The 24,920-nt window shown below is 52.4% G+C and carries 18 protein-coding genes, 1 tRNA gene and 2 pseudogenes; 12 read left to right on the top strand and 9 right to left on the bottom strand.

What is annotated here, in order from left to right:
• From K5D32_RS16305 to K5D32_RS16290, 4 genes and pseudogenes are all read left to right on the top strand, one after another.
• Positions 1 to 165 (top strand): annotated as a pseudogene (locus K5D32_RS16305) (type VI secretion system tip protein VgrG); the annotation flags it as partial.
• On the top strand, positions 152 to 1,051 hold the full coding sequence (locus tag K5D32_RS16300; protein WP_221601036.1) for a DUF4123 domain-containing protein: 900 nt from the start codon (positions 152 to 154) through the stop codon (positions 1,049 to 1,051). The pseudogene K5D32_RS16305 and the gene K5D32_RS16300, both read left to right, overlap by 14 nt.
• Positions 1,048 to 4,716: a toxin VasX gene (locus K5D32_RS16295; protein WP_260407417.1), complete on the top strand. Its 3,669-nt coding sequence runs from the start codon at positions 1,048 to 1,050 to the stop codon at positions 4,714 to 4,716. Before K5D32_RS16300 ends, K5D32_RS16295 begins: the two co-directional genes overlap by 4 nt.
• Positions 4,709 to 5,839, top strand: a complete 1,131-nt coding sequence (locus tag K5D32_RS16290) for a hypothetical protein (protein WP_221601034.1) — start codon at positions 4,709 to 4,711, stop codon at positions 5,837 to 5,839. Before K5D32_RS16295 ends, K5D32_RS16290 begins: the two co-directional genes overlap by 8 nt.
• Positions 5,840 to 5,966: 127 nt before the next feature.
• Here K5D32_RS16290 and K5D32_RS16285 read toward each other — a convergent pair whose 3' ends face one another.
• The 5 genes from K5D32_RS16285 to K5D32_RS16265 all read right to left on the bottom strand — a co-directional run bounded on the left by K5D32_RS16285 (position 5,967) and on the right by K5D32_RS16265 (position 11,526).
• Entirely contained in the window at positions 5,967 to 6,767 is an 801-nt protein-coding gene (locus K5D32_RS16285) for a carbon-nitrogen hydrolase family protein (protein WP_221601032.1), read from the bottom strand.
• Positions 6,768 to 6,785: 18 nt separating this feature from the next.
• Complete coding sequence (locus K5D32_RS16280; protein WP_200995008.1) at positions 6,786 to 8,465, bottom strand: NAD(P)/FAD-dependent oxidoreductase; 1,680 nt, start codon at positions 8,463 to 8,465, stop codon at positions 6,786 to 6,788.
• Between the two features lie 180 nt (positions 8,466 to 8,645).
• Positions 8,646 to 9,689 (bottom strand): methyl-accepting chemotaxis protein, encoded by a 1,044-nt coding sequence (locus tag K5D32_RS16275; RefSeq protein ID WP_221601030.1) that lies wholly within the window; start codon positions 9,687 to 9,689, stop codon positions 8,646 to 8,648.
• A 296-nt stretch (positions 9,690 to 9,985) separates the two neighbouring features.
• A complete protein-coding gene (locus tag K5D32_RS16270) occupies positions 9,986 to 10,447 on the bottom strand; it encodes an Lrp/AsnC family transcriptional regulator (RefSeq protein WP_221593951.1) in 462 nt (153 codons plus the stop codon).
• 11 nt (positions 10,448 to 10,458) lie between these two features.
• Complete coding sequence (locus tag K5D32_RS16265; protein WP_221593950.1) at positions 10,459 to 11,526, bottom strand: FUSC family protein; 1,068 nt, start codon at positions 11,524 to 11,526, stop codon at positions 10,459 to 10,461.
• A 143-nt stretch (positions 11,527 to 11,669) separates the two neighbouring features.
• Between K5D32_RS16265 and K5D32_RS16260 the strand changes: the two genes are divergently transcribed.
• The 4 genes and pseudogenes from K5D32_RS16260 (at position 11,670) to K5D32_RS16245 (ending at position 15,037) form a co-directional block, all read left to right on the top strand.
• Positions 11,670 to 12,899, top strand: coding sequence for an acyl-CoA thioesterase/bile acid-CoA:amino acid N-acyltransferase family protein (locus K5D32_RS16260; RefSeq protein ID WP_221601028.1), 1,230 nt, complete (start codon positions 11,670 to 11,672; stop codon positions 12,897 to 12,899).
• A 153-nt stretch (positions 12,900 to 13,052) separates the two neighbouring features.
• Positions 13,053 to 13,304 carry a helix-turn-helix transcriptional regulator gene (locus K5D32_RS16255; protein ID WP_221577915.1) on the top strand — a complete coding sequence of 84 codons (252 nt, stop codon included), beginning with the start codon at positions 13,053 to 13,055 and terminating at the stop codon, positions 13,302 to 13,304.
• 64 nt (positions 13,305 to 13,368) lie between these two features.
• Positions 13,369 to 13,929: pseudogene (locus K5D32_RS16250) on the top strand (HipA domain-containing protein); the annotation flags it as partial.
• Between the two features lie 217 nt (positions 13,930 to 14,146).
• Positions 14,147 to 15,037 (top strand): glycosyltransferase, encoded by an 891-nt coding sequence (locus K5D32_RS16245; protein WP_221577914.1) that lies wholly within the window; start codon positions 14,147 to 14,149, stop codon positions 15,035 to 15,037.
• Here the strand turns inward: K5D32_RS16245 and K5D32_RS16240 are convergent.
• A complete protein-coding gene (locus K5D32_RS16240; protein WP_221601039.1) occupies positions 15,027 to 16,229 on the bottom strand; it encodes an O-antigen ligase in 1,203 nt (400 codons plus the stop codon). The two genes, K5D32_RS16245 and K5D32_RS16240, sit on opposite strands and share 11 nt — an antisense overlap.
• Before the next feature lie 529 nt (positions 16,230 to 16,758).
• A complete protein-coding gene (locus K5D32_RS16235) occupies positions 16,759 to 17,190 on the bottom strand; it encodes a hypothetical protein (protein ID WP_221596543.1) in 432 nt (143 codons plus the stop codon).
• Between the two features lie 183 nt (positions 17,191 to 17,373).
• On the opposite strand from K5D32_RS16235, the gene K5D32_RS16230 reads away from it, so the two are divergent.
• The 4 genes from K5D32_RS16230 (at position 17,374) to K5D32_RS16215 (ending at position 20,966) form a co-directional block, all read left to right on the top strand.
• Positions 17,374 to 17,667 carry a helix-turn-helix domain-containing protein gene (locus K5D32_RS16230; RefSeq protein ID WP_221601026.1) on the top strand — a complete coding sequence of 98 codons (294 nt, stop codon included), beginning with the start codon at positions 17,374 to 17,376 and terminating at the stop codon, positions 17,665 to 17,667.
• A gap of 433 nt (positions 17,668 to 18,100) precedes the next feature.
• The gene (locus K5D32_RS16225; protein WP_221601024.1) at positions 18,101 to 18,997 is read left to right on the top strand and encodes a sce7726 family protein; all 897 of its coding nucleotides are present in this window, start codon (positions 18,101 to 18,103) and stop codon (positions 18,995 to 18,997) included.
• Between the two features lie 7 nt (positions 18,998 to 19,004).
• Positions 19,005 to 19,940, top strand: coding sequence for a sce7725 family protein (locus K5D32_RS16220; RefSeq protein ID WP_221601022.1), 936 nt, complete (start codon positions 19,005 to 19,007; stop codon positions 19,938 to 19,940).
• 150 nt (positions 19,941 to 20,090) lie between these two features.
• Positions 20,091 to 20,966: an RES family NAD+ phosphorylase gene (locus tag K5D32_RS16215; RefSeq protein ID WP_221601020.1), complete on the top strand. Its 876-nt coding sequence runs from the start codon at positions 20,091 to 20,093 to the stop codon at positions 20,964 to 20,966.
• 696 nt (positions 20,967 to 21,662) lie between these two features.
• On the opposite strand, the gene K5D32_RS16210 is transcribed toward K5D32_RS16215, so the two are convergent.
• Together K5D32_RS16210 and K5D32_RS16205 are read right to left on the bottom strand one after the other, a co-directional pair.
• The gene (locus K5D32_RS16210) at positions 21,663 to 23,789 is read right to left on the bottom strand and encodes a hypothetical protein (RefSeq protein ID WP_260407416.1); all 2,127 of its coding nucleotides are present in this window, start codon (positions 23,787 to 23,789) and stop codon (positions 21,663 to 21,665) included.
• 1,053 nt (positions 23,790 to 24,842) lie between these two features.
• A tRNA-Ile gene (locus K5D32_RS16205) sits at positions 24,843 to 24,919 on the bottom strand.
• Between the last annotated feature and the right edge of the window lies 1 nt (position 24,920).

Genomic DNA, 24,920 nt, shown 5'->3' with positions numbered 1-24,920 from the left:
GGAACGGGGGCAGCGCCGTTGTTGCCGGGGCCGTTGAAGCAGGCGGATGCGGATAAGGCCGGGAAACTGCTGATCCCGGCACAGCGTCAGGCATTGATGCAGAAGAAGCCGATTTGTGCGGTATGCGAACAAGCCAAGCTGGAGGCATCAAATGCTAAAGCCTGACTTGCCTCTAAGTGGCAGCCTACCCCGCGACCTGCCGTGGCGAAAAAACGTTGCTCTACTGCTGGATGGCGTCAGTGTCGAAAAGTTACCTCAAAAATTGTATACGTGGTCGGACTCTCCTGATTTCGAGCCTCTTTATCTCGGGACGCGCTGGTCAGCGTTGAACGATATTTCGCCGACCCTCATACGCCTGAGTGGACAGAACGATCCGGTTTTTCAGCAGTTTCTGGCGCACGCCGACAAGGAATGGGGCTATCTGGTTTTCAGTGACCAACCCTGGAGTAACATGCTGGATCACTTTCGCTGGCTGACCAGCGTTACCCATCCACAAGGCGCAGAAGTACTGCTTCGTTTAGCTGACCCCGCAGTAGCGCATGCCTTGCTTGATCAAGCGAAGCACCTTAATGACGCGACATTGTGGGGACCTTGTCTGCAAATAGTGACGGCAGACGCAGCCTTGGGATGCTGGCACCAGCACCATCGTCCCGCCAATGCACCCGTCACTTCGCATGCCAAACCTTACCGGCTGAACGACTCACAAATCACACTGCTGGATGAGGTCAACTTCAGATCCGTTGTCATGCGGCTGGACCAGCATCTGTATGAATACTTCCCAGCGTTCCAGACAGAACTGCAAACACTGGAGCGCTGGAAATACCTGAACGAACTCGCATCACAATCTTATGAAAGAGGGTTTTGCAGCGAGTTCGAAATCACTCTCTACGCAAATATCCACGGTTTTCTCGGGAAAATGGCATTGGCAGAGCACCCGGATCTCGATGACTTGCTTGCATCGACTTCAGAGCAAACGCCTGTACAACGACTGGAATACGTAGCCAATATCGCCAAGGAAAGGGCTGAAAGCCTGCAAAGGAATCCAGGATGACTACCCCGACACCCTCAGGGAAAAACCCTAACAACGTTAGCGTAAGCCGCGATGACGCCAAGAGCTCCACGGGCACCTGCCCACTGATGAAGGGCAAGATCCAACTGGTACCTTTGCGCTATGGATTGGTGAACGGCACAGCACTGGATCCGTCGAACGAAATCCCCGTGCCATACAAACTTGGTACTCGTCCACTGGGCATACGTCTGTTACGCGATGGCTGGCTCTATGTGATCGACAGTCAGAACGACGAACTGTCAGAGTATCGAATCATTGACGGTCTGGTCAGCGCGATGCTGTGGCAAGGGGCTGATGTACAAAGTGACACACGGGATCAGCCGATCAAGAAACCTGTCTTGACGTTTTCAACACGCAGTACCCTATATATCACGTACTCAGAAATTCAGTGGACAGCAAAGAAATGCCATCAGGTGCTCAAGGATAAATCCGAGCGCAAGCTTTTCATGCAGGCCGTCGACCTGAGCAAGGCTAATTGTGAAACTGGAGGGCCGAGCCTGCTAACGCCTGCTCTGGCTGAGCGCTGGCTGGCTGAAGTAGCAACCGCTCGCGTGCAGAACGAGCAAAAAGCGAAAGACGAAGCGGCACTCAAGGCTGACGTTGATGCGCAAAATGCTGAACGACGCAAGCGAAATGAGCCACAAATACAGGTGACCACGCTTGAGTCAGTCACTGTCCATGCTACTCCGGAAAATGAACGCAAACCCTATTTGTGGGAAATTCCTGAGCGCTTTCGCGAAACGTCGATGACTCCACTGAGTAGCTGCATCGAAGCGGAGTACCGGCAAGATGTGCTGTATTTGGTGGTAGACGATCATATCGGTGTACTTCGCGATCTTGCCAACTATCAGGATCAGGTTGTCGAGTGGATCAGCACATGGGCCAATGGCGGACCCCAAGAGGGTGCCAACGAGCGCGACTACCTGCTGGCCTGCTATATCGAATCGCTGACTCAACTCACACAAGGGGACATCAGCGGGCTGGCTGATGCAAGTGACGACCCCGGCATCAAACGGATGCTCGGTGATCTGGAGAAACGCAAAGATCCTGAGAAAAGCACTACGCGTCAGGCCATGCTCGAATACCTCAACAAAGGTGGGCTGATGGCCCCGCCGAAAGGAAGTCCGGTACCACCAGAACTTAACAGGCAGCAAAGGGAAATTTTCAACGACCCCATGTATCAAGAGTCCGTGGCCAGTACCATGGCAGTAAATAGAGCCCTGGAAGATACTGAGCGCCGCTATTACACGCGGGAACACTTCAAGACCTCTCCGCAAGACTTCGTCGAGACACACTTTGAAGCCCTGATTAAACTCGGTAAAGAGCAAGATCGGCGGATAAGGGATGTACTCAAGGGAGCCAAGATGGGCCAACGAGGCGTCAATGACCTGATCGACCGTGAGGCCATGGACAATGCCCTTTTTGAGCACAGGGCATCACTCACGCGCTGGAACAAATTACTCGACCAGATTACTGCAGATCGAACAACAATGATTTGCACCGGCCGCTTTCATAAAAGTGCTTGGTACTACGACCCCAAAAACACCAAACAGGTGGGTCAGGCTTTTACAACAGAGTATGCATGCCTGAAAGACTTTTGCCGAAGCGATGAAGCCTGCGACTCGGCTCTCAAGTACCTTGAAGAAAAACCGCAATTCAGTCGCCCCATGTTTTATGCGCTGCCTTATAGCGAACAGACGGCTGTATGGGTTCAGTATGCTTTCGCCCAAACTGCTGGCATTACCCTGTTTAACAACTTACCCGAACACCTCAAAAGCCTCAAAGAAATTGAGGAACACCGTTTGCCGGCCCTTGATCAGCTTCCGGAAGATACTCGTGCGGTAGCCGACGCAGCACAGCAGACCATGAGCCCGGCTCTGAAACGTGGTATGGAAAAAGTTCTGGCTGACTTTGATCAGGTGCTCAAGGGGCAGGCCATGCCTGATCTTGATCAAATGTTCCGTCGTTTGCCCAAAGCCTTGCCAACTCGAATTCTGGATGCGGCGAAGCGCGAGGGAGTGACCTTTACCGTGGCGTCGGACGCTGAGAAGGAAGCACTTAGAAGCACCCTCAAAGACTTGTTCGAAGAACGGGAACATTTGAAGACCCTGACTCGCAAACGCGAAGTCGCAAAAGGTAATGCGGGCCACAAGTCGCCAGGAGCTCTGCAACTCCAGGCCGATATACAAATAGCTAAAAAACAGCTGGAAGGCACCGAGGCCAGACTGGCGGGTGCGCTCAGCCCTATTGGCGACTTACCGGACAACAGTGTCCGGCTGTATGGAGCAACGCCTGTACGCGCAGGCATTACTGTTGTATTTCCTGCGGCGAATCATCAAGAAATATCAGGCTTGATGAAAAACTTCCGAAGTGGTGTAAAGGCTGCGCCGAAACAGAATCTGATGGGGGATGGTGCAGCATTACTGTTGTTTTTTGCGCAGGCGTTGAACTTACGGCAAGTAGCGATAGAAACGGCCAACCAACCCAAAGACAAACGTGTATTGCTACCTGTCATCAGTGCAGCAGTTTCCACTGGTGCCGCAGGTTTTGCTGCAGCTCAGGGGATAGTCGATACGGCATTAACTGCTCGTAGCTCACTTCTGGCAAAAGGTTTGCAAAATAATGCAATAGAACATCTTTATGTCCAGATGGGCAAGTTACATATTGGCTTGGGAGTCACGACCTACGGACTTGGAATAATCGCAGCTGCTATAAGCCTCAATAATTATCAAAACAGTTGGGAACAAGCTGTCCGCAGCGGAAACGAGGGTGCTCAGACAGGAGCGATGATGTCAATGGCTGGTTCAGGGGGGTTGCTGGCCAGCAATGCATATGGGATAGGCAATACGCTCCAAGCAACCTATACCGTACTTGCAGCCGAGCAAGGTGCCGCCAGAACCGCCGCATGGGCAATATCAGGAGCCCGGCTATCGAGCGTGTTTTTCCGTGCGAACCTGGCAGGTGCCTTGTTTACCGCACTGGAGTTGGGTGGCAACTTTATTTACAACTACTACAACACCAGTTCGCATGACCAATGGCTACAGAGTACACCGTGGGGGCAGGATACGAGCAAACGCAAGTCTCTGAGACTGGCTGAATACCAACGCTCCCTCATAGAGATAATGCAGACACCTTCTGTGCAGGTAGGCCGTATCGAGCACGACTCTTGGTGGAAAAATCTGTTGCTGAGAGCCAAAATCGGCGATATCCATCTGCTGTTACCCGGGCTTGATACAGGCGCATTCCTGGCACCTCTGGCAGGCAAGTCTAGTTATCAGTTGAAAATCGGGGCATACCGCATTAATACAATTATTATGGACAGGGCGCGGACCACTGAACACTGGGAAATTCTTAGTGAGCCTGTCGTCGCAAGATTACGCCGTATAGAAGACAACCAAGTGGTTCTCTGCGTAGGTTACCCAGAGACTAATGAACGGATTGTAGGCTCATCTGGTGAGGAGTTGATGCTGGTTGTAGCTATTCAAAGCACTAGCCCCAATGGGCAGCCTCAGCAGAGAACACACTATATTCGTCTTGATCCAAGGGGAACTGGTGCCTTCCCCGCAGTTGATCGAGTCCCACCTCCCCCTCACGCGCCTCTGCTACAAGTAGAGCCACTGATGCTGGAGCTTTCTTCGCATGCCTAAAAACCTTGATGTAGAACCTATCGATCCTGCTGCAACGAAATTGCACCGTGCAGGAGATGTCGAGCGGTTTCCTTCTGGTAGCACGACATATTTAGCACCCTTGCCGCTGCCCACCGACGTCCCCCCACACAGCCCTTATGTGAGCGACCTGAATGATACGTATCTGGATTTCGGCGGCGGCAAGCCTCAAGTGTTTTCATGGCAGATGACACTGGGCGGTCCTTTTACTATTGCAGTCTTAATAGTCTTGGGTATTCCGCTGGCTGTTGGACTGATTGTTGCTACAAGCGGAGTTGTGCTGACTGAAGCTCTGGAGTTCAGTAGAGACCTTTTTCTTGCTGCTCGCGAACTAGCTATCGGGATGTTTCTGTTAATTTTGAGCATCGGCCTTGCCGTATGGATCTACAACCATAAAAGGTTCACACAAGTCATTCCAACCCGCTTCAATCGTCAACGCCGTGAAGTGTGCTTCATGCCTACGGGCGCAGAAACTCCGGTTTTCGTACCCTGGGAATCACTCTCCGCCTGGGTGGTTCAAGCACAAGGTGCCACACAGTATGGGGTCCGGCGACAGTACGGGATGGGCATGGGGTTCGAGCATGAGGGCCAGTTGGTCAGCGTCGAATTCGTATGCGGCGGTCTGCCATTGGCAATCGCACACTGGGAAGCCGTACGCGCCTACATGGAGTACGAGGTTCACGACCTGAAAAGCATTCAAGACCCCATGGATCTGCAAGGCCCCAACGACCCGCCCCATGAAGGGATGCACACGTTCCGAAATGCTCACGCCCGTCTGTATCGCCGGATTCGTGCAAAGGAAGTGGGTTGGGTCTATGCGTTCTTTTGGTACCTCTACCATGTCATGACGTTCTGGACGCTGCCCAATATGATCGTTGAATGGGAAGTGCGGCGTATCGCCAAAGTAGGACGCAAAGCATTGCCTGAAGCCATGCGCTCATGGTCTGAGCCATTGCCAGAAGAACAATGGGCAAAGCCCAGTGATGATTTAAAGCGCCTGAGCCAGCGGGTCAAAGTAATGAAAGAGCAGAAGCCACAGCGCTCAATCACAGACATCTTCGCAGAGGTTTATCTGACAGAAAGTAGTGTAAAGAAACAGGGGTGATGCTTTAGCGGTCTATGGAGACAAGCGCAGATGACGGGCAGGGCTTACCGGCTTGTTCGCGCATAAATTCTCCTACGATGTCTGCACATTTTGGTTGAATTCATGCGCGAACAACACAACGAGATACTCACGACCTGCCCAACACTCCATACAACTCCGGCCGTCGATCATGGAAATAGGGCGTGATCGCTCGCGTGCCTTCCAGCAATGGTTTGTCCAGCTCACTGACCCTCAGCGTTTCATCCCGCGCCGCCAGGGCCGGGCGGCTGCCGTCCGGTGCGCAAATACTGCTTTGTCCACAGTAATGAATCTCGCCCTCGCTGCCACAGTAATTGGCATACACCACATAACACTGGTTCTCGAACGCCCGCGCCCGCACGGTAATGTCACAGACGAAATCGTAAGGCTCCATGTTTGCCGTGGGCACCACAATCAGTTCGGCACCGGCGAGCGCCAGACGACGAGTGTTTTCGGGGAACTCCACGTCGTAGCAGATCAGCAGGCCGAGACGCCAGCCATCAAGCGTCACCACCGGAAAGTCATCGCTGCCCGCCGTGAACATCGATTTGTCCAGATCACCGTACAGATGGGTCTTGCGATAGTTGGCCAGGCTCTGTCCGTGGCTGTCGAGCAGTTGCGCCGCGTTGTAGATATGCCCGTCACTGCCGAGTTCGGGATAGCCATACACAATCGCGATCCCGTGGTTCCGGGCAATGGTTGCGACACGAGAAGCTGCGAGCCCATCGACCGGTTGCGCCAGTTTGCGGGCCGCTTCTGCTCCGATGTTGTAACCGGTCAGGAACATCTCCGGGCAGACCAGCAGGCCAGCCTTTTGCTCCGCTGCGGCCCGCGCCTGCTGCTCCAGCCGTAACAGGTTGGCATCGATATCCAGCGGCAGGGGCGGGCATTGATAAAACGCGATACGCATGGCTGTTTTCCTCCTGAATCAGTCGGCCAGGGCGATGGGGCCGATCTCGTGGAAGACATCCCCCGGCCCCGGATTTTCCGGGAACGTCTTGCCGCCAAAGTGAGTCATGATGCCCCACACGGCGTTCAATGACGTCTGCACTGCGCCCTCGACCCAGGCGGGTGTCCAGGAAATATCGTCGCCGGCCAGAAACATGCCGCGGTGTTCTGCAGGCATGTCCTGCTGCATGAAGTGCGAGTACATCCGCTGGTTATAGCGGTAATGACCCGGCAGCGCACCTTTGAAGGCCCCGAGGAAATGCGGGTCGGCTTCCCATGAAATGGTGATCGGGTCACCGATGATGCGCGCGGAGATATCCACTTTCGGATAGATCTTCTTCAAGGCATCCAGCGCCAGTTTCACCCGCTTCTCGATAGGCTGCGGCAGCATCTTCAGGGCGTCGCTCATCCATGAATAGGACAGGCAGATCACACCCGGTTTGTCGTCGCCGTTATCGAACAGGTAAGTGCCTCGGGTCAGCCGGTCGGTGAGGGTCATGCTCATGAGGTCGCGGCCGGTTTCCGGGTCTTTGTCTTTCCAGAACGGACGATCCACCATGACGAAGGTTTTCGAGGACTGCATGTAGCGGGTGCGATCCAGGGCCATCCACATCTTTTGCGAGAACAGCGACTCTTCACACTCGATCTGGGTGGTCAGCAACCAGCTCTGGCAGGTGGTCAGCACCGCCGAGTAATGCCGCGTATCGCCCCAGTTGTCGGTGACGGCCAGGTTGCCGTCCTCGGCCCGCGCAATCCGCTTGACCCCGGTGCGTGGCGCGCCGCGATGCAGTGACGACAGGCTGGTGCCTTCAGGCCAGTGGGCACAACGCTCCGGTACATGACGCCAGATGCCCAGTGGAACCTGTTCCACTCCGCCCACGATCAGGTGCTGGTTCTCGTCGCAGTTGGTCATGACCACGCGGAAGATTTCCAGCATCGAGTTGGGGAAGTCCGAGTCCCAGCCGCCAGTACCAAAGCCTACCTGGCCGAACACTTCCCGGTGATAGAACGACAGCTTGGCGAAGGCTTTGGAGGTGGCGACGAAATCGTAGAACGTGCGGTCGTCCCAGAGCGGAACCAGCTTGTTCCACAGCTCCTTGAGACGCGGCACATCGCGGTCGCGGATGGCCTGCTGGATATCGGCAAACTGCGAGCCGCACTCCAGAGCATCCGCCCACGCATCAGCCACTTCCTGAAAAAGCGCAGGCAAGTCCGACAGTTTTTGTGCGTAGTAAGTCGTGCCTTCCAGGTCGATGACGGTACTGCCCGAAGCAGCCGTCAGCGGGTTGGGGAAGGGGCGGGACTCAAGGCCCAGCTTGTCGACGTAGTGATAGAACGCGGTGGACGATACGGGAAAGCGCATGCCGCCCAGTTCCGCGATGATGCCTTCGGCACCCTCGAACGCCTGGGAGCGCAGGCGGCCACCCATTTTCGAGGCTTCGTAAACCACAGGTTTGAGGCCCAGCTTCATCAGTTCATAAGCCGCCACCAGCCCGGCGATACCGGCACCAATGATCGCGACTTCCTTGCCGTGGTTTTCTGCCGGAATGCTGCCCAGGCCTGCCGGATGCTCGATCCAGTCATCAAAGGGAAAAGGAAAGTCAGGGCCAAAAATGGTGATCGGCTTTTTGCCGTCCTGGGGATGACGATTGTTTTTCATGACAGACCTTGATTCGGCTACAGCGAAAACCACAGTCTAGATAAGCGCGAGTACGTTAATAAGACGCAAAGTGTCGTCGTTATGATTTGATTTTGTTCGATATGACGATGGTGGCGGTCACTTTGTCGATTTGAGCTGCGCAAGCGAGCCAGTGATGTCTGGCTCGCGGGTGCGGCTGTGTCAGGATTCTATGGCGGGAAGTTGTTGCTCTATCACGCCAAGCCATCCCATACCCGGCCAGGTTTCAAAACCGGGTGTCAGTGCATAGCCCTGAATGGCTTGAGCCTGCTGGGTGCTGTAACCGCTTTTGTGCCCGGTTCTGGTCTGTAGCTGGATGGGTTCGCCGAGCAGGCTTTCTGGGTCCGAGCTGGCAATGATCCGGTGGTTGGCGTCGACCATCATGACCCGGCTGCGCGCGCGCTCTTCATCACTCAGACGAACGCCGTCAATCACGGACCTGGCCTGGCTCTGCCAGTCGAAGAAAATACCGATGACGCCGACGACGGGGCTATGAGAACCGGCATTGCTGCGCACTGCCGCACTGAACGCGCATGTCTGCGAGTTGTTCAATAGCGGCTCTACAGTCACTTGCCCCGCGTAGTACTGATCGCTGGAGCTGTGACGCAATGCATTCTTGAACCAGGGCTCTTCGGCAACATTGGCCCCCATGACTTTCTCATAAGTGCCGGCACGGCCACAGGCAACCACTCGTCCTGTCGTGTCGGCGACCCATATGTCCAGGTAGACGGTGTAGCTGTCCAGAATGATGCCCAGACGTTTGCTGGCATGAGCGCATGTCTGCGGTGTCTGAGTGGTCAGCATGTCGACCAGCGAGGCATCCGTGGCCCACCAGCGGACGTCACATGTTCGTTCGTACAGGTTGCGGTCGATGATTTCGATCATGTTCAGGGACAGGTCGGCCAGGCGCTGGCCGCGCATGTCGAAACACATGCTCTGGCCCAGTTCGATCAACTGATTGACCGAGGCTTGCAAGTCATGAGTCAGGGCACCTGCGATCTTTGAAACACGCTCGGAGATATTCTTGACCTCTTCGGCCACGACCGAAAAACCTTTGCCTGCGCTACCGGCATGGGCCGCTTCGATCAGGGCATTGATTGCCAGCAGGCGTGTCTGTCGGGTAATCACTTGAATATCGCTGACGCCCCGATTGGCTAACGCCTCTACTTCTTTGGACAGGATGACGATCCGCTCTGGCTCAATCATTTTCGTTCTACTTGAAAAATGTGGGAGTGGCGGCAGAGTTCTCAAAGCTCGAGAGGGTGAAGCTGAAAAAGGGCCTGTTGGCCCCTGTCTATAGTTGTCCCTGATTTATTATTTATTGATGGCGTCCCTGATACGTGCAAATTATCTGAAAACTATCAGTAGTGTCACCTTGCCTGTATTTAGTTTTGATTATTATTCAGTAATGTCGCAATAAGGTAGGCGGACGTCGTAATCGGGTTTTTAAGGAGAAGTAGTTACACACTTTTCATACTGATCAGCCCATTGCAGAAGTCTGATCAAACAGCATGACCACGATCAATCTTGCTGCTGAGAATGATCGAAGTGGTGGTCTTTTCCACACCGTCGATACTGCCGATCAGGTCCAGCAACTGGTCCAGTTGTTCAGGCGAATCGGTGCGCAGCCAGGCGACATAATCGAACTCGCCACTGACGGCGCATAACTGCTGAACCTGCGCCAGAGTGCTGAGCCGACGCAGCACCTCTTTGCCCGAGCGAGGCTGGACGGTAATGCCCACGTAGGCCTGCAGGCCCCCATCAACGACCCGCTGGCTCAGGCGCACGCCATAACCGGTAATGATCTTGGTACTTTCCAGGCGAGCGAGGCGTGAAGTGACAGTGGTGCGGGCAATCCCCAGTTGCCGAGCCAGCATCGCCACGCTTTCCCGTGCATTGAGTTGCAGGGCTGCAATCAACTGGCGGTCGATATCGTCCAGAGTGAGAGGGCGGCTATCGGACAAAGTGCTCTCCTTCAAAATTTCCAGCGCCTGGCGGTCTTGGACAGGCGCTCTTGCAGGCCGTCGAGGTTGTGCGCCAATTGTTGGGTCATCAAGTGATAACCGGTCAGCTCGGCAGGTATTGCAGATTCGGTGGCCGTTGTTTCGGATTGCCGCGCCAGACGCTCGGTCGCACCGGTTTGCAGGGCGCGGGCCATGCCGATCAATTGCCTGCGGATCTGGCGGTAGTCGGCGTCCATGGAGGTTTTCAAGGCTGCGCCTGCGGCCTGATCGAGATCGGCAGGACGAATGTTGGAAAGGATCTCCAGCGTGCTCAGGCACATCCGGAAATGGCCCTGGATCGCATCCAGCTCGACCATGGAAATCTTCACTTCCTTGGACACCGACGGTAGCAGCGAGCGCAGTTGCAGCATCGTGGCGTTGAGTCGTGCGGTCAGCTTCAAGTGCTCATCGGCACTGATCGGCTCACCCTGATGGATGCGCCCGTACACCTTGGCGCAATCGCGCAGACCGCTGGCCAGGTTGTAGCGCCAGGAAAAGACCGCATACAGCGGCAAGGCAAAGGAGAAGGCCAGGGCCAGCGCGATACCGATCATGATATCCAGCGTTCGCCACAGACCATCACTGATCGGGTTGACCCCGTGTCCGGCCACGATAAACAGGGTGATTGCCGACAGCAGCGCGGTATAACCGCCCTTGCCGATGGCGTGATAAGCGAAGAATCCGCACATCACGGACATGATCACGTAAGTCAGCAACGGGATTTCCAGATACCCCTGCTGCACCACCACAAACAGCCCAAGGCCTGCGCCAATCAGTGTTCCGTATGCGCGCTCCACGGACTTCTTGCCGATATTGCCATGGTGCTGCAAACCGCCGATCACGATCAGCATCGTCACCGAAGCCCACTCGCCATGGGGCATGTTCAGGCCGGACGTCAGCAGGATCGACACCAGCAGCCCGACCACGATACGTGCCGCATGAATCAGCCGTGCATGCCGGTAACGGCGATACGGATCAAGCACAGGGCGCAGAACAGGGCGGAGCCAGGAAGGGATGAAAACAGAGCGCGAATTCGTCATGCGTTAAATGGCCGCGAGGTTGGGAAAGTGTCCATGCTTTGATGGTAGCGATGTCCAGTAAGCCACAACTGAAGGGGGAATTGTTTATTGCTTTGCCGCTTTGAGTCATTGTGACGGGTAGCAAGGACTCATGGAAAAAGCTGATGCCACATTTATCAATCACTCCGCTGGATGCTCTCCTCGACGAGCCGCGACGCATTTGTGTCGAAGGTCTGGCGGCGGGCCAACAGATAACCCTCATGGCAACGACCCGTCGTGGCGCAGGCCAGTCCTGGCAGAGCCATGCGACCTTTGTGGCCGATGCCCAAGGGATCGTCGATCTGCAGCGGGATGCGCCGATAGCGGGCGATTACGCTGAAATATCGGCCATGGGACTGCTCTGGAGCCAGCGCCCGTTGGGTGAGGCGAGCAAGGAAATCTTCCCGGATTCGGTGCTCGAACCGCTGCTGACCGAAGTCGCGCTGTCGGGCTGCGATCAATCCGTGACCATGATTCAGCGTCTCGCCGGGCCAGGCGTCAGCCGTCGCGATATTCGCGAGGACGGACTGGTGGGCACGTTATTCATGCCAGCAGGTGACGGACCGCATCCTGCCGTGATGGTCCTCAATGGCTCGGGTGGCGGCATCAACGAAGCGCGAGCGGCACTCTATGCGTCGCGAGGTTATGCCGCCCTGGCCTTGGGCTATTTCAAGGCGCCCGGTTTATCGGCCTACATCTCCAATACGCCACTGGAGTATTTCCAGCAGGCGCTGCTCTGGATTCGCCGCGAACTCAAACCGGCGAATGACTTCATCGCCCTGAGCGGCCAGTCCCGTGGCGGCGAGCTGGTGCTATTGCTTGGCAGCCTGTTTCCCGACCTGATATCCGCCGTGATCGGCTATGTTCCCAGCGCTCTGGTTCATGGCGGACAAGCTGCTGCTGACCCCGCCATAGGGCGCGACGGCCCCGCCTGGCTGTATCGCGGCCAGCCGCTGGATCACCTGTGGAACAACAATCGAACAGCCAATTGGGAGGCCAAGGACGCCGGACGTCGCAATGCCGAATCCATTCTCACGGCCCTCGACGATCCTGAAGCGGTAGCGCGTGTGGCCATCAAGGTCGAGCGAATCCGCGGTCCGGTCATTCTCCTGTCCGGCACCGACGACGCCGCATGGCCATCCAGCCTTTTCGGGCGCATGGTCGAGCAACGCTTGAAAGACCACCAACACCCATGGTCGGTGCAGCATCTGGATTTTCAGGATGCGGGGCATAGCATTCTTTTGCCTTACATACCGGCGACCTATGCCGATGATGGCAATCCGAGCGCGAATGCGCGGGCGAATGAGCAGTCGTGGTTGGGGGTGAAGAGGTTTTTGGAGAGGGCTACGAGCTAAAAGCGTGAGGTTTCAGGTTAAGGCTTGTCTTGACTCCGTTACAGTGATGCCCTGTAACTTAAACAAGACGCGCTTCCATGCCACGCCCGTTTTTGACTTTCTCAAGAGTCAGGTATACGTTACATTCAATATGAATTGTTACGTAAAGCGAACATGGATTACTCCCTGATCACCACGCGCCTCGGCGAGCAGATTCGCCAGCGTCGCCTCAACCGTGGGCTGACGCAGGCCAGGCTTGCAGCATTGGCTGCTGTCACCCGGCAAAAGGTCATCGCCATCGAGAAGGGCGATCTTTCAGTCGGTATGACGGCCTATGCACGAGTGCTGGGAGCTCTGGACTGTGAGTTCGCGGTCGTACCCGCTGTCATGCCCACGCTGGATGAAATTCAGGGAGTGTTTGACTGATGACGACCCTGCTGCAGGTTGCAACGCCAGAGGGGCAGAGTGGGAAGGTCCTCAGCATCGATGGAGACTATCTGTTCCGCGTCGTTTCGACCGGGATACCCAGCTCAATCCCATTGGCTTTGAAGACATGGCCGCACTGATGGGGCTACCGGCAGGGCAAAAGTACAGCAAGAGCTACTCGGCTATCGCCAAAGCGATCCGCCTGTTCTGCGCACCGGACCAGGTTCAAGATTCATTGGCGCAGTTATTCGCCATCGTCACCCTGAGCTGCATCGTCGGTAACGGCGATGCCCATCTGAAGAACTTCGGGCTGCTGTATTCCAACCCGGCCCAACGCGATGCGCGGCTCGCACCGGCCTACGATATCGTCAACACCACTGCCTATATTCCAGAAGACGTATTGGCGCTGGATCTTGTTGGCAACAAGTCGTTGTTTGCTTCACGGCAGGGGCTATTGGACTTCGCTCGGGTTTGTGATGTGGAGCAGCCAGAAAAGGTAATCAGTGGACAACTGCAAGCACTGGAGCAGGTTCTGGCTCGCTCAGACGGTCTTGCTGAACAGGCACCGAAGGTGGTCGCTGCGATCAAGAAATGTGCTGAGCCGTTTATGCAGACCTTCGGCTAGTGCATCGCAAGCCGCAAGCGTGTGCATCTTGCCCAGAGCAAGCCGCAGTACTTCTCATGGGGCATGCGTAACGGGCTGAGATGCCTACGAAAACAGGGGTGATTCAAGTAGTATTGCGCAAAATATATAGCCAGGGGCCACGAGCCTTGAGCCCGGCATTCACAATGTTCAGCTGAAAATACGGAATGCCGTACAGATACGACCCAGGGGATTTTTTATGTCTGCTCAACGTCACGAGGTCAGTGACACACCGTTGGTGACAGTGATCATCGCTTCCTACAATCACGCTCGCTACATAGAAGACAGCATCAATAGCGTCATCAACCAGACCTACCCGAATATCGAACTTCTGGTCGTCGATGACGGCTCCAAAGACGAGAGCCCGGAGCTCCTGAAGCAGCTTCAGGAAAAGCATGGTTTTGATTTGCGCTTTCAGGCCAACAAGGGCCTTGCCCGTACCCTCAATGATGCGATCGAGCGTGCGCGGGGCGAGTTGATTGTGCCGTTCGGCTCCGACGACATAATGTTTCCCCATCGTATTGCCACCCAGGTGGAATACATGAAGGACAAGCCCGAAGTGGGCATCTGCGCGGCCAACATCGAAACCATCGACCAGGACGGCAAGGTCATGGGCGAGCGGGAGCAGCGCAACCGCAATCTGGCATTCCGTCGTCTGGACTTCGACGACCTGTTCCTCAATCGCAAACCGGGACCGGCGTCAGCCACCTTGATGTTTCGCCGCGAAGCGCTGGACAAGGTGGGTGGTTTCAACCCTGAGATTCGTCTGGAAGATATCTATATCGAGCTGTCGATTGCTCGTGCCGGTTACTTTATCGACATTCTTGGCGAGGTCTTGGCGCAGTATCGTGACCATCCCAGCAATACCTTCAAGAATGGCCGGTTCATGGTGGACAACGTCTTGAAAACGTACGAGGTGTTCAGTGATCACCCGGAGTACGAGAGGGTGTGCATGAACTTTCGTAATTCCATGATGCTCAAGTATGCCAATCGCGATAAAGCACTGACCCGGGAAATCCTGGCGGACATCCCGGTCAAGTACTGGAACAGGAAAACCCTGCGCGGCATGTGGCGCCTGATCACTTCCTGAGTGCGTGTTCCTGCTTCCAGAGAATCAGCGACTGGGCGTAGATCAGCGCCATCGGCATCCAGATCAGGAACCAGTGCTCTTTCGGGCGTGACAAGAAGGCATTGCCTTCAGTCAGCCCGGAAGCAAATCCGAACACCAGCCAGGTCGCCGCAATGGTCACGGCGGCGTGACTGCGGTAGACCCAGCAAAAACGGATCGCCAGGCCATACAGCGTCATCCAGAGAGCCAGCCCCAGAATTCCGCCCGAATAGAGCACGCCCAGCTCCATATTGTGTGGATCGGCAAGATCGTAAGACAGACCTGGAATGACCACTGTCATCGATGTGCCGAAACCGTGGCCCAGCCATGGGTGTTCGCTGATCTGGCGCAGCGACTCCATCCATATCGCGGGCCGGTAGGACAGACCGCGTTGTGTGATTGCGTCGGGATAAATCACCAGAACAGCGACCAGGACAGCAAGGGCTGCCCCTATGGCCAACAGGCTGCGGTGCCGGTCACCCACAAGCAATAGCCAGCCCAGAGCGGCCGTCAGCCCGATCAAGGGCGTCCTTGATCCGGTTGCCATGATGGCTGCGCCAAGAAAAACAAGGCAGATAATCGGCAACGGGTTCCATGGCTTGCGCGCCTGAAACCATGTGGCCAGCCAGAAAGAAGCGAATGCGCCCAATACATGAGCGGTGAGCAACGGATTTTCGAGCACTCCGTAGCCATTCAGGCGGTTCTCGCCGGTCGGCATCTCGATAAACATGAAGTAGGCCAGTGACAGGCCTGCGACCAATGTGGCAAAGAGGGCCGAAAGGCGTGTGTACTGCTCCAGCCGTGCGGGGTAATGCAAGGCAATGATGCCGGTAGAAAACAACAGCAGCATGACGTACATCGGACGTTTGATCAGGCCTGGCAGATCATCCTCCGTCACGGCCCACGCAATGCTGATGAGGATATATACACTGAAGACACTGAAGGCTATGAATAGTGGATTACAGATGAGGGGCTTCAGCAAGCGTGGCTGCAGGACCAGCGTCAGAAAGGTGGGGAAGGCCAGGAAAATATAAAAAAGCTTGTGGTAGAGCGCTCGATCCCAGATCCAGAAAATTCCTGTCAGGGTAATCAGCCAGCCGAGCGGTAGTAAGTATTTGGTGATCAGGTTACTCAAGCGTTGGTTTCTACTCTCTACTGACACATCAACTGACATTTTTCGTGCCCATCTAAATAAGCCCTGTAATTGTATGCGATACGCCTCTGATTTATCAGGAGTATCTTGCGGGCTGTTTTTGGTCGGTGTTCCTGAAAACGGTGGGCCGTTGTTTTGTGTCAAAAAATCCAGGCAGCTATTCGTCTGTATAGCAGACCTGCGGTATTCCATCCCTGTACCTGCCAGTCATCCTCAACGTGACCGGTGCCCGTAGCTTACACGTCAGCGTGTGAAAAGTACGTGTGTCTTTTATTCAAAATCATTCCAAGTTCATCATCTGTATGGAGAAATCTCCAATTCAGGGAGGTTGAGAGGCTTCCATGAGGCGATTCGAGCGTCTCTGGCGCTGTAGGTTCCCGGATGGCTACGCAAGAGTGCCGGGAGCGCTGGACTGTGAGTTCTCGGTTATACCAGCTGTCATGGCTACGCTTGATGAAATGTGATGACGACCCTGCTGCTTGCAACGCCGGAGGGGCAGAGTGGAGACGCATGTGCAGTGCCCCTCTCTGCAAGAGACAGATGTTCTTGGTCACCTGTGTACATTGACCATCTGTTGGCGTATTTCGGCGGCGGTCTTGCCTTTGGTTTCCACCATCATGCCCGGAGCCTGGATCCTGGCAATATCCATATCGTTCAGGCCCAGGCTGCGCATGCCATCCACCCACCGCTGCAGACGTTCCGAAGCCGTATGCCTTGCATTGGGCCCTTTGGCCTTCAGGCAAGAGCTGCACATGTCATCCGGAAACGACCGGCTTTCCCATGTGCCGGGACGACGGTATTCAAATAACCCGCAATCACAGCGACACCACCAGAGAGTGCCCTTGCCCGAGCGGCTTGGACGATACCAGGCAATCGCGGTCATTTTTCCGCGTCGCTTGCCGGTGTAATCGGCGGCGTTTTCGGGGCGGGGAGAGAGGTGTGGCAGGTGGGTGAGGGGGAGTGGGGTCCTTGTGTTGTTCATGGGGGCTTCCTTGGTAAGCGGTTTCTGTCACCTTGCCGGCAGCGACATATTGGTGGCGTAGGGCGGGTGCCAGCGGCTTGAGATTAGTTCAAAAGCCAAGTGGGTTTGTTTGTAATAGGAAATATACTTCCTGTTCTGGCTTCTGTGCAACGTGTTGAATGCTCATTTTTTGAGCAGCTCCTGATGGACTACAACGTTGCCTTTGGCACAACCTTCAAGCGCTTGCGACGCCTTAAACGCATGACCCAGGAAGATTTCGGGGCTGTGGTGAGCGAGCGCTATGTCCGGATGCTGGAGAAGGGGGAATACTCGCCAACGCTAGGGACTGTTGCCGATCTTGCTCAGGTCTTGCAGGTGAGTCCGGTCACGTTGATTGTGCTTGTGCAGGCTGAGTACTTGGGTTTGGATGCGGAGACGCTGTTGGAAGAGGCGGTGAGGGATGTGCAGATTTTTGGTGGGGCTGATTCTGCGAGGTGATGTCGGATTGGTGGCCAGTTTGCGTGGGTTGCCACGTGCTTGGCAAAGTGAGTTTGGAAATTAGTGGATTTGCCGTCTTAGCCGCCGACAGCGCCTTACGTCTATATCTCAGAACGCCGAAATGAAGAAAGTCCGCCCTGAGGCTGGCCTTTTTTGCTCTGGTGGCCCACATGGGCTCGAAGCTGGGACCAAAGGATTATGGGTTACGTAGTAGGATCGCAAACCAACTGAAGCCTTGCATAGGGTACAAAGGTGCAGGAAGCTCAAGCTGAGAGCGGGCTTGGTAAAGTTAAGCGAGATTTAGACAAGCTACCTAGGGCACCGCTATTGTACGAAGCGACATGAGGGGGGAAGGGGTATACTGGCACTCTGGTCGAACCGGCGAAGCCCGGCTTTCCTCTGGCCCGAAAGGAACAATCAAAGAGTTAACTAGGTGAGCAGAGTTATTCAGGCAGAGAGTCACGTACAGGCGGCTATTGCGAGGATCTTCTCGTCTGCCGTCTTTCGGGAACTCGTAAGAGACGGTCGCTCGTCCCTTTTTGCTCGGTTGGTGCATGACATCTATGGCGAAGAAAATATCTGCACTTGTAGTGTCGGAAGATTCTTTGACGAGTGTTTCAATTTTTTGAAGCGGTCAGGCCTCCGAAATGAATATGCCTATAAATCTGCCATCATTCAGAAAATATTACTAGGCTCTCACTCTCTCAATACAGCTTCCATCGTTGATGAGTTCAGAGTAGGTGGGAACAAAGCTGATCTTGTAATGCTCAACGGGACTTCAAATGCGTTTGAAATTAAGTCTGAGAGAGATCGTCTGGATCGGCTACATGCTCAAGTCTCCTCGTACAGCGAAGTCTTTGCAGAGGTTACTGTGCTTTGTGCTGAAAAGCATTTGAGAGCAGTTCAAGATACCGTACCGGATTTTGTTGGTGTGTCGGTCCTTACTGAGCGCTATCAGATTTCAAAGGTTCGGAAGGGAGTAAATGATCCTGAGCGAACTAACTCAGTCTCTATATTCAATACTATCACGAAGAGAGAAGCAGCTAAGATTCTAAAGCGTTTAGGAGGGGCTGTACCAGATCTGCCTAATACCCTGATGCATCATGCGTTGGAATTGGAATTTTCAAAAATTCCTTCCGCGCTTGTGCATAATGAAATGGTAAAGGTTCTTAAGATAACTAGAAGTTTATCTGGGATGTCTGAGTCCTTGCAGGAAGTACCCCGGTCGTTGAGGTTTTTCGCACTGACCGTTCCGATGAAAAAACGTGGAAGGGAAAATCTGCTTGGAGCCTTGGATACTCCTTTAATGGATGCATTGAAATGGGGATGAATGGAGCATGTACTACCCTTACTTTCGTGGTAAACAGTATGATTTAATTGCAATTCGTGAATGTGCAGATATTATGGCCAGACGTGGGTTTGTCCCAATTCTTGAACCAGTTAAAGAGTCATTAAATGGCGTTGCTCGCACGATAGACACAGTAGTTGATGCTGGTGGCAGTATTGTATTGGTCATCAATCCTCAGTATGGCGAGCTTTCAAGGGATAGTTCTTCTATCCTTGAATTGTTGGAAAACAGTTATGGACAGAGTGACTCTGTATTTGCTGGTGTATTGCTCAACGAAAGTACGGATTTGGATGATATAAAAGAGCTCTTGGAAGCGCTCGATGGTCGGAGGGTCCTTTTTATTCATGCTGGGTTCCGCGATGGTGCAGACCTCCTGAGTTTGATCGAGCCCGAGGGCGACGTGGCTCATGTTTTTCTTGAGAAGGCCAATCGCAGGTATCAAAGAAATTTCAGCGAGTTTGAGCGTATTATAGTTCGAGATGGATTCAAAAAACGCGCAAATCGACTGCACCCAGAAGTTGAGTTTTTTTCAGATCTCCATATAACTTTCGAAGAAGAGGGGGCTGATGGATTTGGCGACTTTCTGATGGTTGGCGATGAGTATTCTGAAGGTGGTGGGCCTGCTTATGCTGTCGCAATTCACTTAACTTTTATCGACGATGATCAAGGTGATGATATGTTTATTCATCACTTCAAATCTGATAGGTTCGAAACCCCAACAGACCCTGCGGGGAAGTTTGCGGAAGCAGTTAGGAAGCTTGTTGCGGAAGCTACGGATCCAGATACTAAGATTTACAGGACAAGGGCGGTTCAAGAATTCATTGACTTGCACCGTCGTGGCCACTTTCCAGGGCTTGGTTATATCAAGAAACTGTCCATGCAGCATCATATTGAAGTAATGGCTAGTTATTTTCATGGAAGATGATATATGTACTGCTGCCCGGTTTGTTTTGGTGATTCACACCTTAGGCGGAACGTATTCCCTGAAGCTTCCACTCGTATAGGGGATTGTAATTACTGCCTGTCCGTAAACCAACCGTTGCTTGAGCCCATGGAGTTAAGGGAGCACTTTGAATTGCTCAGAGGTGTTTACATCACTGATCCTACAGGTTCTGGATTAGTTGATCTGCTAAAGAGTGATTGGGGTTTGTTCGCCCATGAGCGTATGGATGTCGCACATTCCAAGGAATTATTGAGCGATATTTTAGATGATGGGGAGGTGGTTAGGCAGAGATTCAAACCGTCGGATAATCTAGCCACTGAGGATGCGCTCCAACGCTGGAACGATCTTCGTCAGGAATTAATTCATCAGAATAGATATTTTCCCAAGACTGAAATCAATTTGTCACGGCTCAGTCGTCTATTTGGTTTTTTAATTTTGCCTCAAGGCGAGCTCCCGGAACTCTGGTTTAGAGCGCGAATACAAAGTGGCGTTGCTTCATTTCCTCCTGGTGAGATGGGTTCTCCCCCGAAGCATTTGGCATCTCACGGTAGAGCTAATCCTGCTGGTATACCCTACCTGTATTTGGCCTCCACCACTTTGACTGCAATCTCTGAAACAAGACCCCATACGGGCGAGCTTGCTTGTGTTGCAGCTTATGAAATTCCCGATGAATTAAAACTTGTAGATTTAAGACACCCCCGCCGGAGTGTATCTCCATTTATCTTGTCCGACGAAACTGAAATTTCTATGCTAAGAAGCGATATAGAGTTTCTCGAAAAACTGGGTGATGAGTTAACGAGACCTGTTCTTCCACGCTCTGCTGCATTTGACTATGTGCCTAGTCAGTTTTTATGTGAATACGTAAAAGTTTGCGGTTTTGATGGTGTTTTATATAGAAGCTCGGTCGGGGATGGTGTGAATCTGGCTTTGTTTAACCCGCAATTGGCAAGGGTTGGAGAAATAAGAAGCCAGCGTGTGATCAGCGTGATGGTGGATTTTGCTGAATAATTTTGCGGATTGGTTGGTTGTCGGCAAGGGGATAAGTCCGCTCATATCAGTCGCGATCATTGTTTTTGATCGCGATTTTTATTTTTTAATTGTGCTAGTTTGTCGGTGTGGTATTTTCATTCTTCTATGCTCACACCCTGTCATTAAAAATGAAGTAATCAAGGCGGCTAAATCGCCGGGCTTCTATTTTATATTTGTAAGTGTTCTATGACCCCCGCATTCCACGTCTGCATTTGATCCCCCAATGCTGCACTCCTGATCTCTTTCTGGAGCGAGCCCAACCATGATGCGTCCCGACGCCAAAGTCGAAAAAGTCTACCTCTACCCCAAGCCTGTCGACTTCTGAAAATCCATTGTAACCGCTCCATAAACCCCACCTAGCCAACGATGGGCAGAACGTTTAGCTGTGAAGTGTTAAAACTCTAGAGGCTTAAAGATTGTTCGCGTCTTTTTCCTTTTTCTGTCCTCCGTTGAGGCTATGAATATAGATCGCAAATGCGGACGGCAATTTATATAGCCCATTGTTGTCTGATTTTTCAGCTTTCATGTACTCAAATTCTTTAATTTAGTATCGGCTGTCTGATGTAGGAAGGAGCGTGTTTGTGGTTAGTCCCCAGTCTTGCTGTGCTACTAATATACATCTATCGGACAGCTCTATAATGTTCGCTCTCGTCACTTTTAAATATTTATTATGTGTTATTTTTCGGGCTCTAAATTGAGCTTCAGTTTGCTTTGATAAATACCTATGCGCTTTTTTGCTCGTTTAATAACATCGGCGAAATGCAGTATCTCAAAATAGGTTTCACCGAGAGGATACCTGGTTCGGTGGTCAAGAAGCGCCCCAGACTGAAACCATCCATTTCCTGTCGGAAATGGCGTCCATCCATTCAATCGTAACGGGTTTACTGTGTCACCTATCAGATAGCCGTATATTTTTTTTAGCTTTCCGCCTGATTTTGCAGCAAGCAACTGGGCGTACTCTGACAAATCACCGATATGATCGTCCATATATACACCTGGAGCTTTAAACTCAAGGATTATTGCTGAGCCCTCCTTGCTAAATAACGCGATATCTGGTCGCTTGCCTCCATTGTCGCTTGCTCGTTTTGCAAGAAGCTCCATAAAGTCCTTGTCTATATCCTCATCAAAAAGTTTCTTTCCATCATCCCAGGTGATACTCGATAAAGGCATGTCTGACGCGATATAATCGTAGTAGTGATATTCTTCACTTAATAGCCATATGTCGTGGTCGCTAACATCAGAGCTATCTTTTCTCATCGGAAAGAAGATGCTGTGTATGATGCGCTCATCTTTACGTTTGGTGTTATCAGTAATCTGTTGCATTTTAAGACTTTTGCTGCATGCCAGATCCAATATTTGAACAATTGCGGCCCTGCGCACGATTAGTTGTGATAGATTTGCCATATCAAAATTTTTTAATGAAGAAGTGTACTTCCATGAAAGTTCATTTATTTTTATTCGAAACTCATCTGTGTCAGGTTCTGTGTTTATTATTTCTTCCTTGAGATTAAATATTTCAACGGTTTCGTCGACTACTCTTTCTTGATATTTCTTTAAAACACGTTCAGCAACTGCATGTGCTGATTCGCCATACATTATGCGGGTTGAAGTATCATGAAGCATTGCTTCAGTGATGCCAAACTGTTCAATGATCTCTAAGAGAACGGTTTCCTTATTCCAGCTTGTGGGTACTACCATTTCGTGGATGGTCAAGTCTATAGCATCATAAATTGAGGCATAAGATATTTTTCCAGTCGAAAATATTTCCCCGCTTGGGATCTCCTCCGGTATATTTTCAAAGTTATCCCGCTGCTCATTAACACTTTGATCCAGGTAATCGCTTTCGATCAGAACTATATGGTGCAAGCCATGTACTGGATTGTTCTGCTCTGCTCGAGTCCTTAGATATCGATGAGTTATGTCTTTGACAGGGGACGATTTGGCGCAGAGCGCAATCGAGTTTTTGGGTAATCCGTATTGTCTAGCATCCAGCTGATAGTGAGACACCTTAAAGTTTTGGGTCGTATTAAGGTATGTACCTGTTTTTGGATCTTGCTCCTTGATTTGAACTATACGCTCGCTGGTTACAATTGGTAGATCGGCACGTGTTAATAGCTCATTTTGTACGGCTGCTCCACTTTGGTGTGTTGTAAAGGATATTTCAAACTGTCCTAATTGATTTTCAAGTCCGATAAGTCGTTGAAGGAAAGTTACGAGGACGGTTTTCTTCAATGTCGATGCTGAGTAATGATTTGATATTCCTTCAGTAGGCAAAGTTCGGCTTCTTATGTTGTCTTTGAGCTCGCTTAATTTGAAAGATGTACCTATCGCACTCGTACTTCCTGAGTCGCTAGTGAAATGATGTGCATCGATTTGTTTTTGCGGCTCTTTATAGTGCATCTCTCGCCGAATCAAATCCCTCCCTTGACGAAAGGTACTATCGATAGAAAGAGAAGAGAAATGATGGAAGAATTGGATTCTTCCAGCCCCTTTGCATCTTCCAATTCCTGAGATGGAAAGGTCATCTTTATATGAGGTATCTTTAGTTAGGAATGCCTTAAGCTGATCATCTCCAAAGCCACACCCATTGTCGACGCAAGACACCGATACGCTTTCGGTGCCTCCGATCAAGTCGGATAACAAATCTACGGTGATAGTGATTTGCAAGCTTTCAACGCTTTGATCACTATGTTTTCTGATAAGATATGAATCAATAGAGTTGGAAATTAGCTCTTCAAAAACCACATATGGATTTGAGCTTAGTTTCGTGTTTTTTATGCTTCCCCTGATGTCGAGTGTCATATTTCTCAGCTTGATTTTTCAGGTTTTGATGGCGTGTTAAGAATTGATCAAATTAGCGGAGTTAAGCAAGAGTTTTTTCCGGATTTTGGCCCAGCTTGACGATAGGCCTGTGCGATCGGCAGAGACACGTCTTGCGTCTGTATTGGCCCATTACAGGACTGCGTGACGCGCATAAAGCCTTGGGGCGCCCGTGCTATTCATCAGTTATCTTGGAGAATTTTAGCAGCCCGTACCCTATAGCACTTGTCATCCAGTTGTGGTGGTCAATTGTTCCAGTGGACCTACATTTCCTATGCTCTCTCAGCCAGAATTCGCGAGGGTAGCCGGAATCTTGGCTTGGGCCTGATGCCAGAGGTTTCAAGGCCAGCTAGGTGGGGTTGTTTTTAGCAGGAAGTATGTTTCCTGTTTTGGCGTTTGTGTAATGGTGGGAGTGGCGATTTTTTGAGTTGCCACTGATGGACTGCATGAGTGCGCTAATAGCTTAGGCGGTTACCGATGGTTTTGAAATGCCCGAGACCGTTGATCCCTTGCTCAAATTTGAGTAGCCTGACGCGGTCTGGATATACACGGAGCGCGCATTCATTAGGCCTGAGAGAGATCTCTTGATCTATCGTGAATCATGCGTGTTCAGATGCCGCCATTGGTTCCGGTCGTGCCGGTTGATGGGTTCGCCCTAAGGGCATCCGCGAACCCCCCTTCATCGGGGGGGGGGGGGGCTTTTTTTACGGCCGGGATCTTCCGAGCCGCAGATTATTTCCACGATGCCCCCGCACAGGCTCCCCTCTGATCTTTTTCAGAAGCAGCTTCCAAGCCTGCATCTTGTCAGCTTTTTTGAAATTGACTGGCTCATTGTCCGCGTCTTCGTCCCGGACGTATGCACTCTCGACGAACAGCTTCAGGGTGTTTTCTTGCTCGCGTCTTTGCGGACGTTGAAATAGATTTCGGATTGTGTATCCCGATAGCCCGGAAGGTGTGGTGGTCACTTTGTGGACATGTTCTGCTCAGGGAGGCACAAAAACAAAAAAACCGCGCAAAGCGCGGCTTTCTAAAACATGGTGGGCCCACACGGACTCGAACCGTGGACCAAAGGATTATGAGTCCTCTGCTCTAACCAACTGAGCTATGGGCCCT

This window comes from Pseudomonas cichorii (assembly GCF_019719005.1).
GTDB lineage: Bacteria > Pseudomonadota > Gammaproteobacteria > Pseudomonadales > Pseudomonadaceae > Aquipseudomonas > Aquipseudomonas cichorii_E.
Note: the sequence above shows the minus strand (reverse complement) of the source record. Positions and strands in the feature narration are given on the sequence as shown.

Excerpts from the sequence above, each read along its gene's own strand:
- K5D32_RS16260 (WP_221601028.1), top strand. The coding sequence starts at position 11,670 with ATGCCACATTTATCAATCACTCCGCTGGATGCTCTCCTCGACGAGCCG.
- K5D32_RS16255 (WP_221577915.1), top strand. The coding sequence starts at position 13,053 with ATGGATTACTCCCTGATCACCACGCGCCTCGGCGAGCAGATTCGCCAG.
- K5D32_RS16295 (WP_260407417.1), top strand. The coding sequence starts at position 1,048 with ATGACTACCCCGACACCCTCAGGGAAAAACCCTAACAACGTTAGCGTA.
- K5D32_RS16220 (WP_221601022.1), top strand. The coding sequence starts at position 19,005 with ATGTACTACCCTTACTTTCGTGGTAAACAGTATGATTTAATTGCAATT.
- K5D32_RS16245 (WP_221577914.1), top strand. The coding sequence starts at position 14,147 with ATGTCTGCTCAACGTCACGAGGTCAGTGACACACCGTTGGTGACAGTG.
- K5D32_RS16240 (WP_221601039.1), bottom strand. The coding sequence starts at position 16,229 with ATGTCAGTTGATGTGTCAGTAGAGAGTAGAAACCAACGCTTGAGTAAC.
- K5D32_RS16265 (WP_221593950.1), bottom strand. The coding sequence starts at position 11,526 with ATGACGAATTCGCGCTCTGTTTTCATCCCTTCCTGGCTCCGCCCTGTT.
- K5D32_RS16290 (WP_221601034.1), top strand. The coding sequence starts at position 4,709 with ATGCCTAAAAACCTTGATGTAGAACCTATCGATCCTGCTGCAACGAAA.
- K5D32_RS16235 (WP_221596543.1), bottom strand. The coding sequence starts at position 17,190 with ATGAACAACACAAGGACCCCACTCCCCCTCACCCACCTGCCACACCTC.
- K5D32_RS16210 (WP_260407416.1), bottom strand. The coding sequence starts at position 23,789 with ATGACACTCGACATCAGGGGAAGCATAAAAAACACGAAACTAAGCTCA.
- K5D32_RS16275 (WP_221601030.1), bottom strand. The coding sequence starts at position 9,689 with ATGATTGAGCCAGAGCGGATCGTCATCCTGTCCAAAGAAGTAGAGGCG.
- K5D32_RS16285 (WP_221601032.1), bottom strand. The coding sequence starts at position 6,767 with ATGCGTATCGCGTTTTATCAATGCCCGCCCCTGCCGCTGGATATCGAT.
- K5D32_RS16230 (WP_221601026.1), top strand. The coding sequence starts at position 17,374 with ATGGACTACAACGTTGCCTTTGGCACAACCTTCAAGCGCTTGCGACGC.
- K5D32_RS16280 (WP_200995008.1), bottom strand. The coding sequence starts at position 8,465 with ATGAAAAACAATCGTCATCCCCAGGACGGCAAAAAGCCGATCACCATT.
- K5D32_RS16300 (WP_221601036.1), top strand. The coding sequence starts at position 152 with ATGCTAAAGCCTGACTTGCCTCTAAGTGGCAGCCTACCCCGCGACCTG.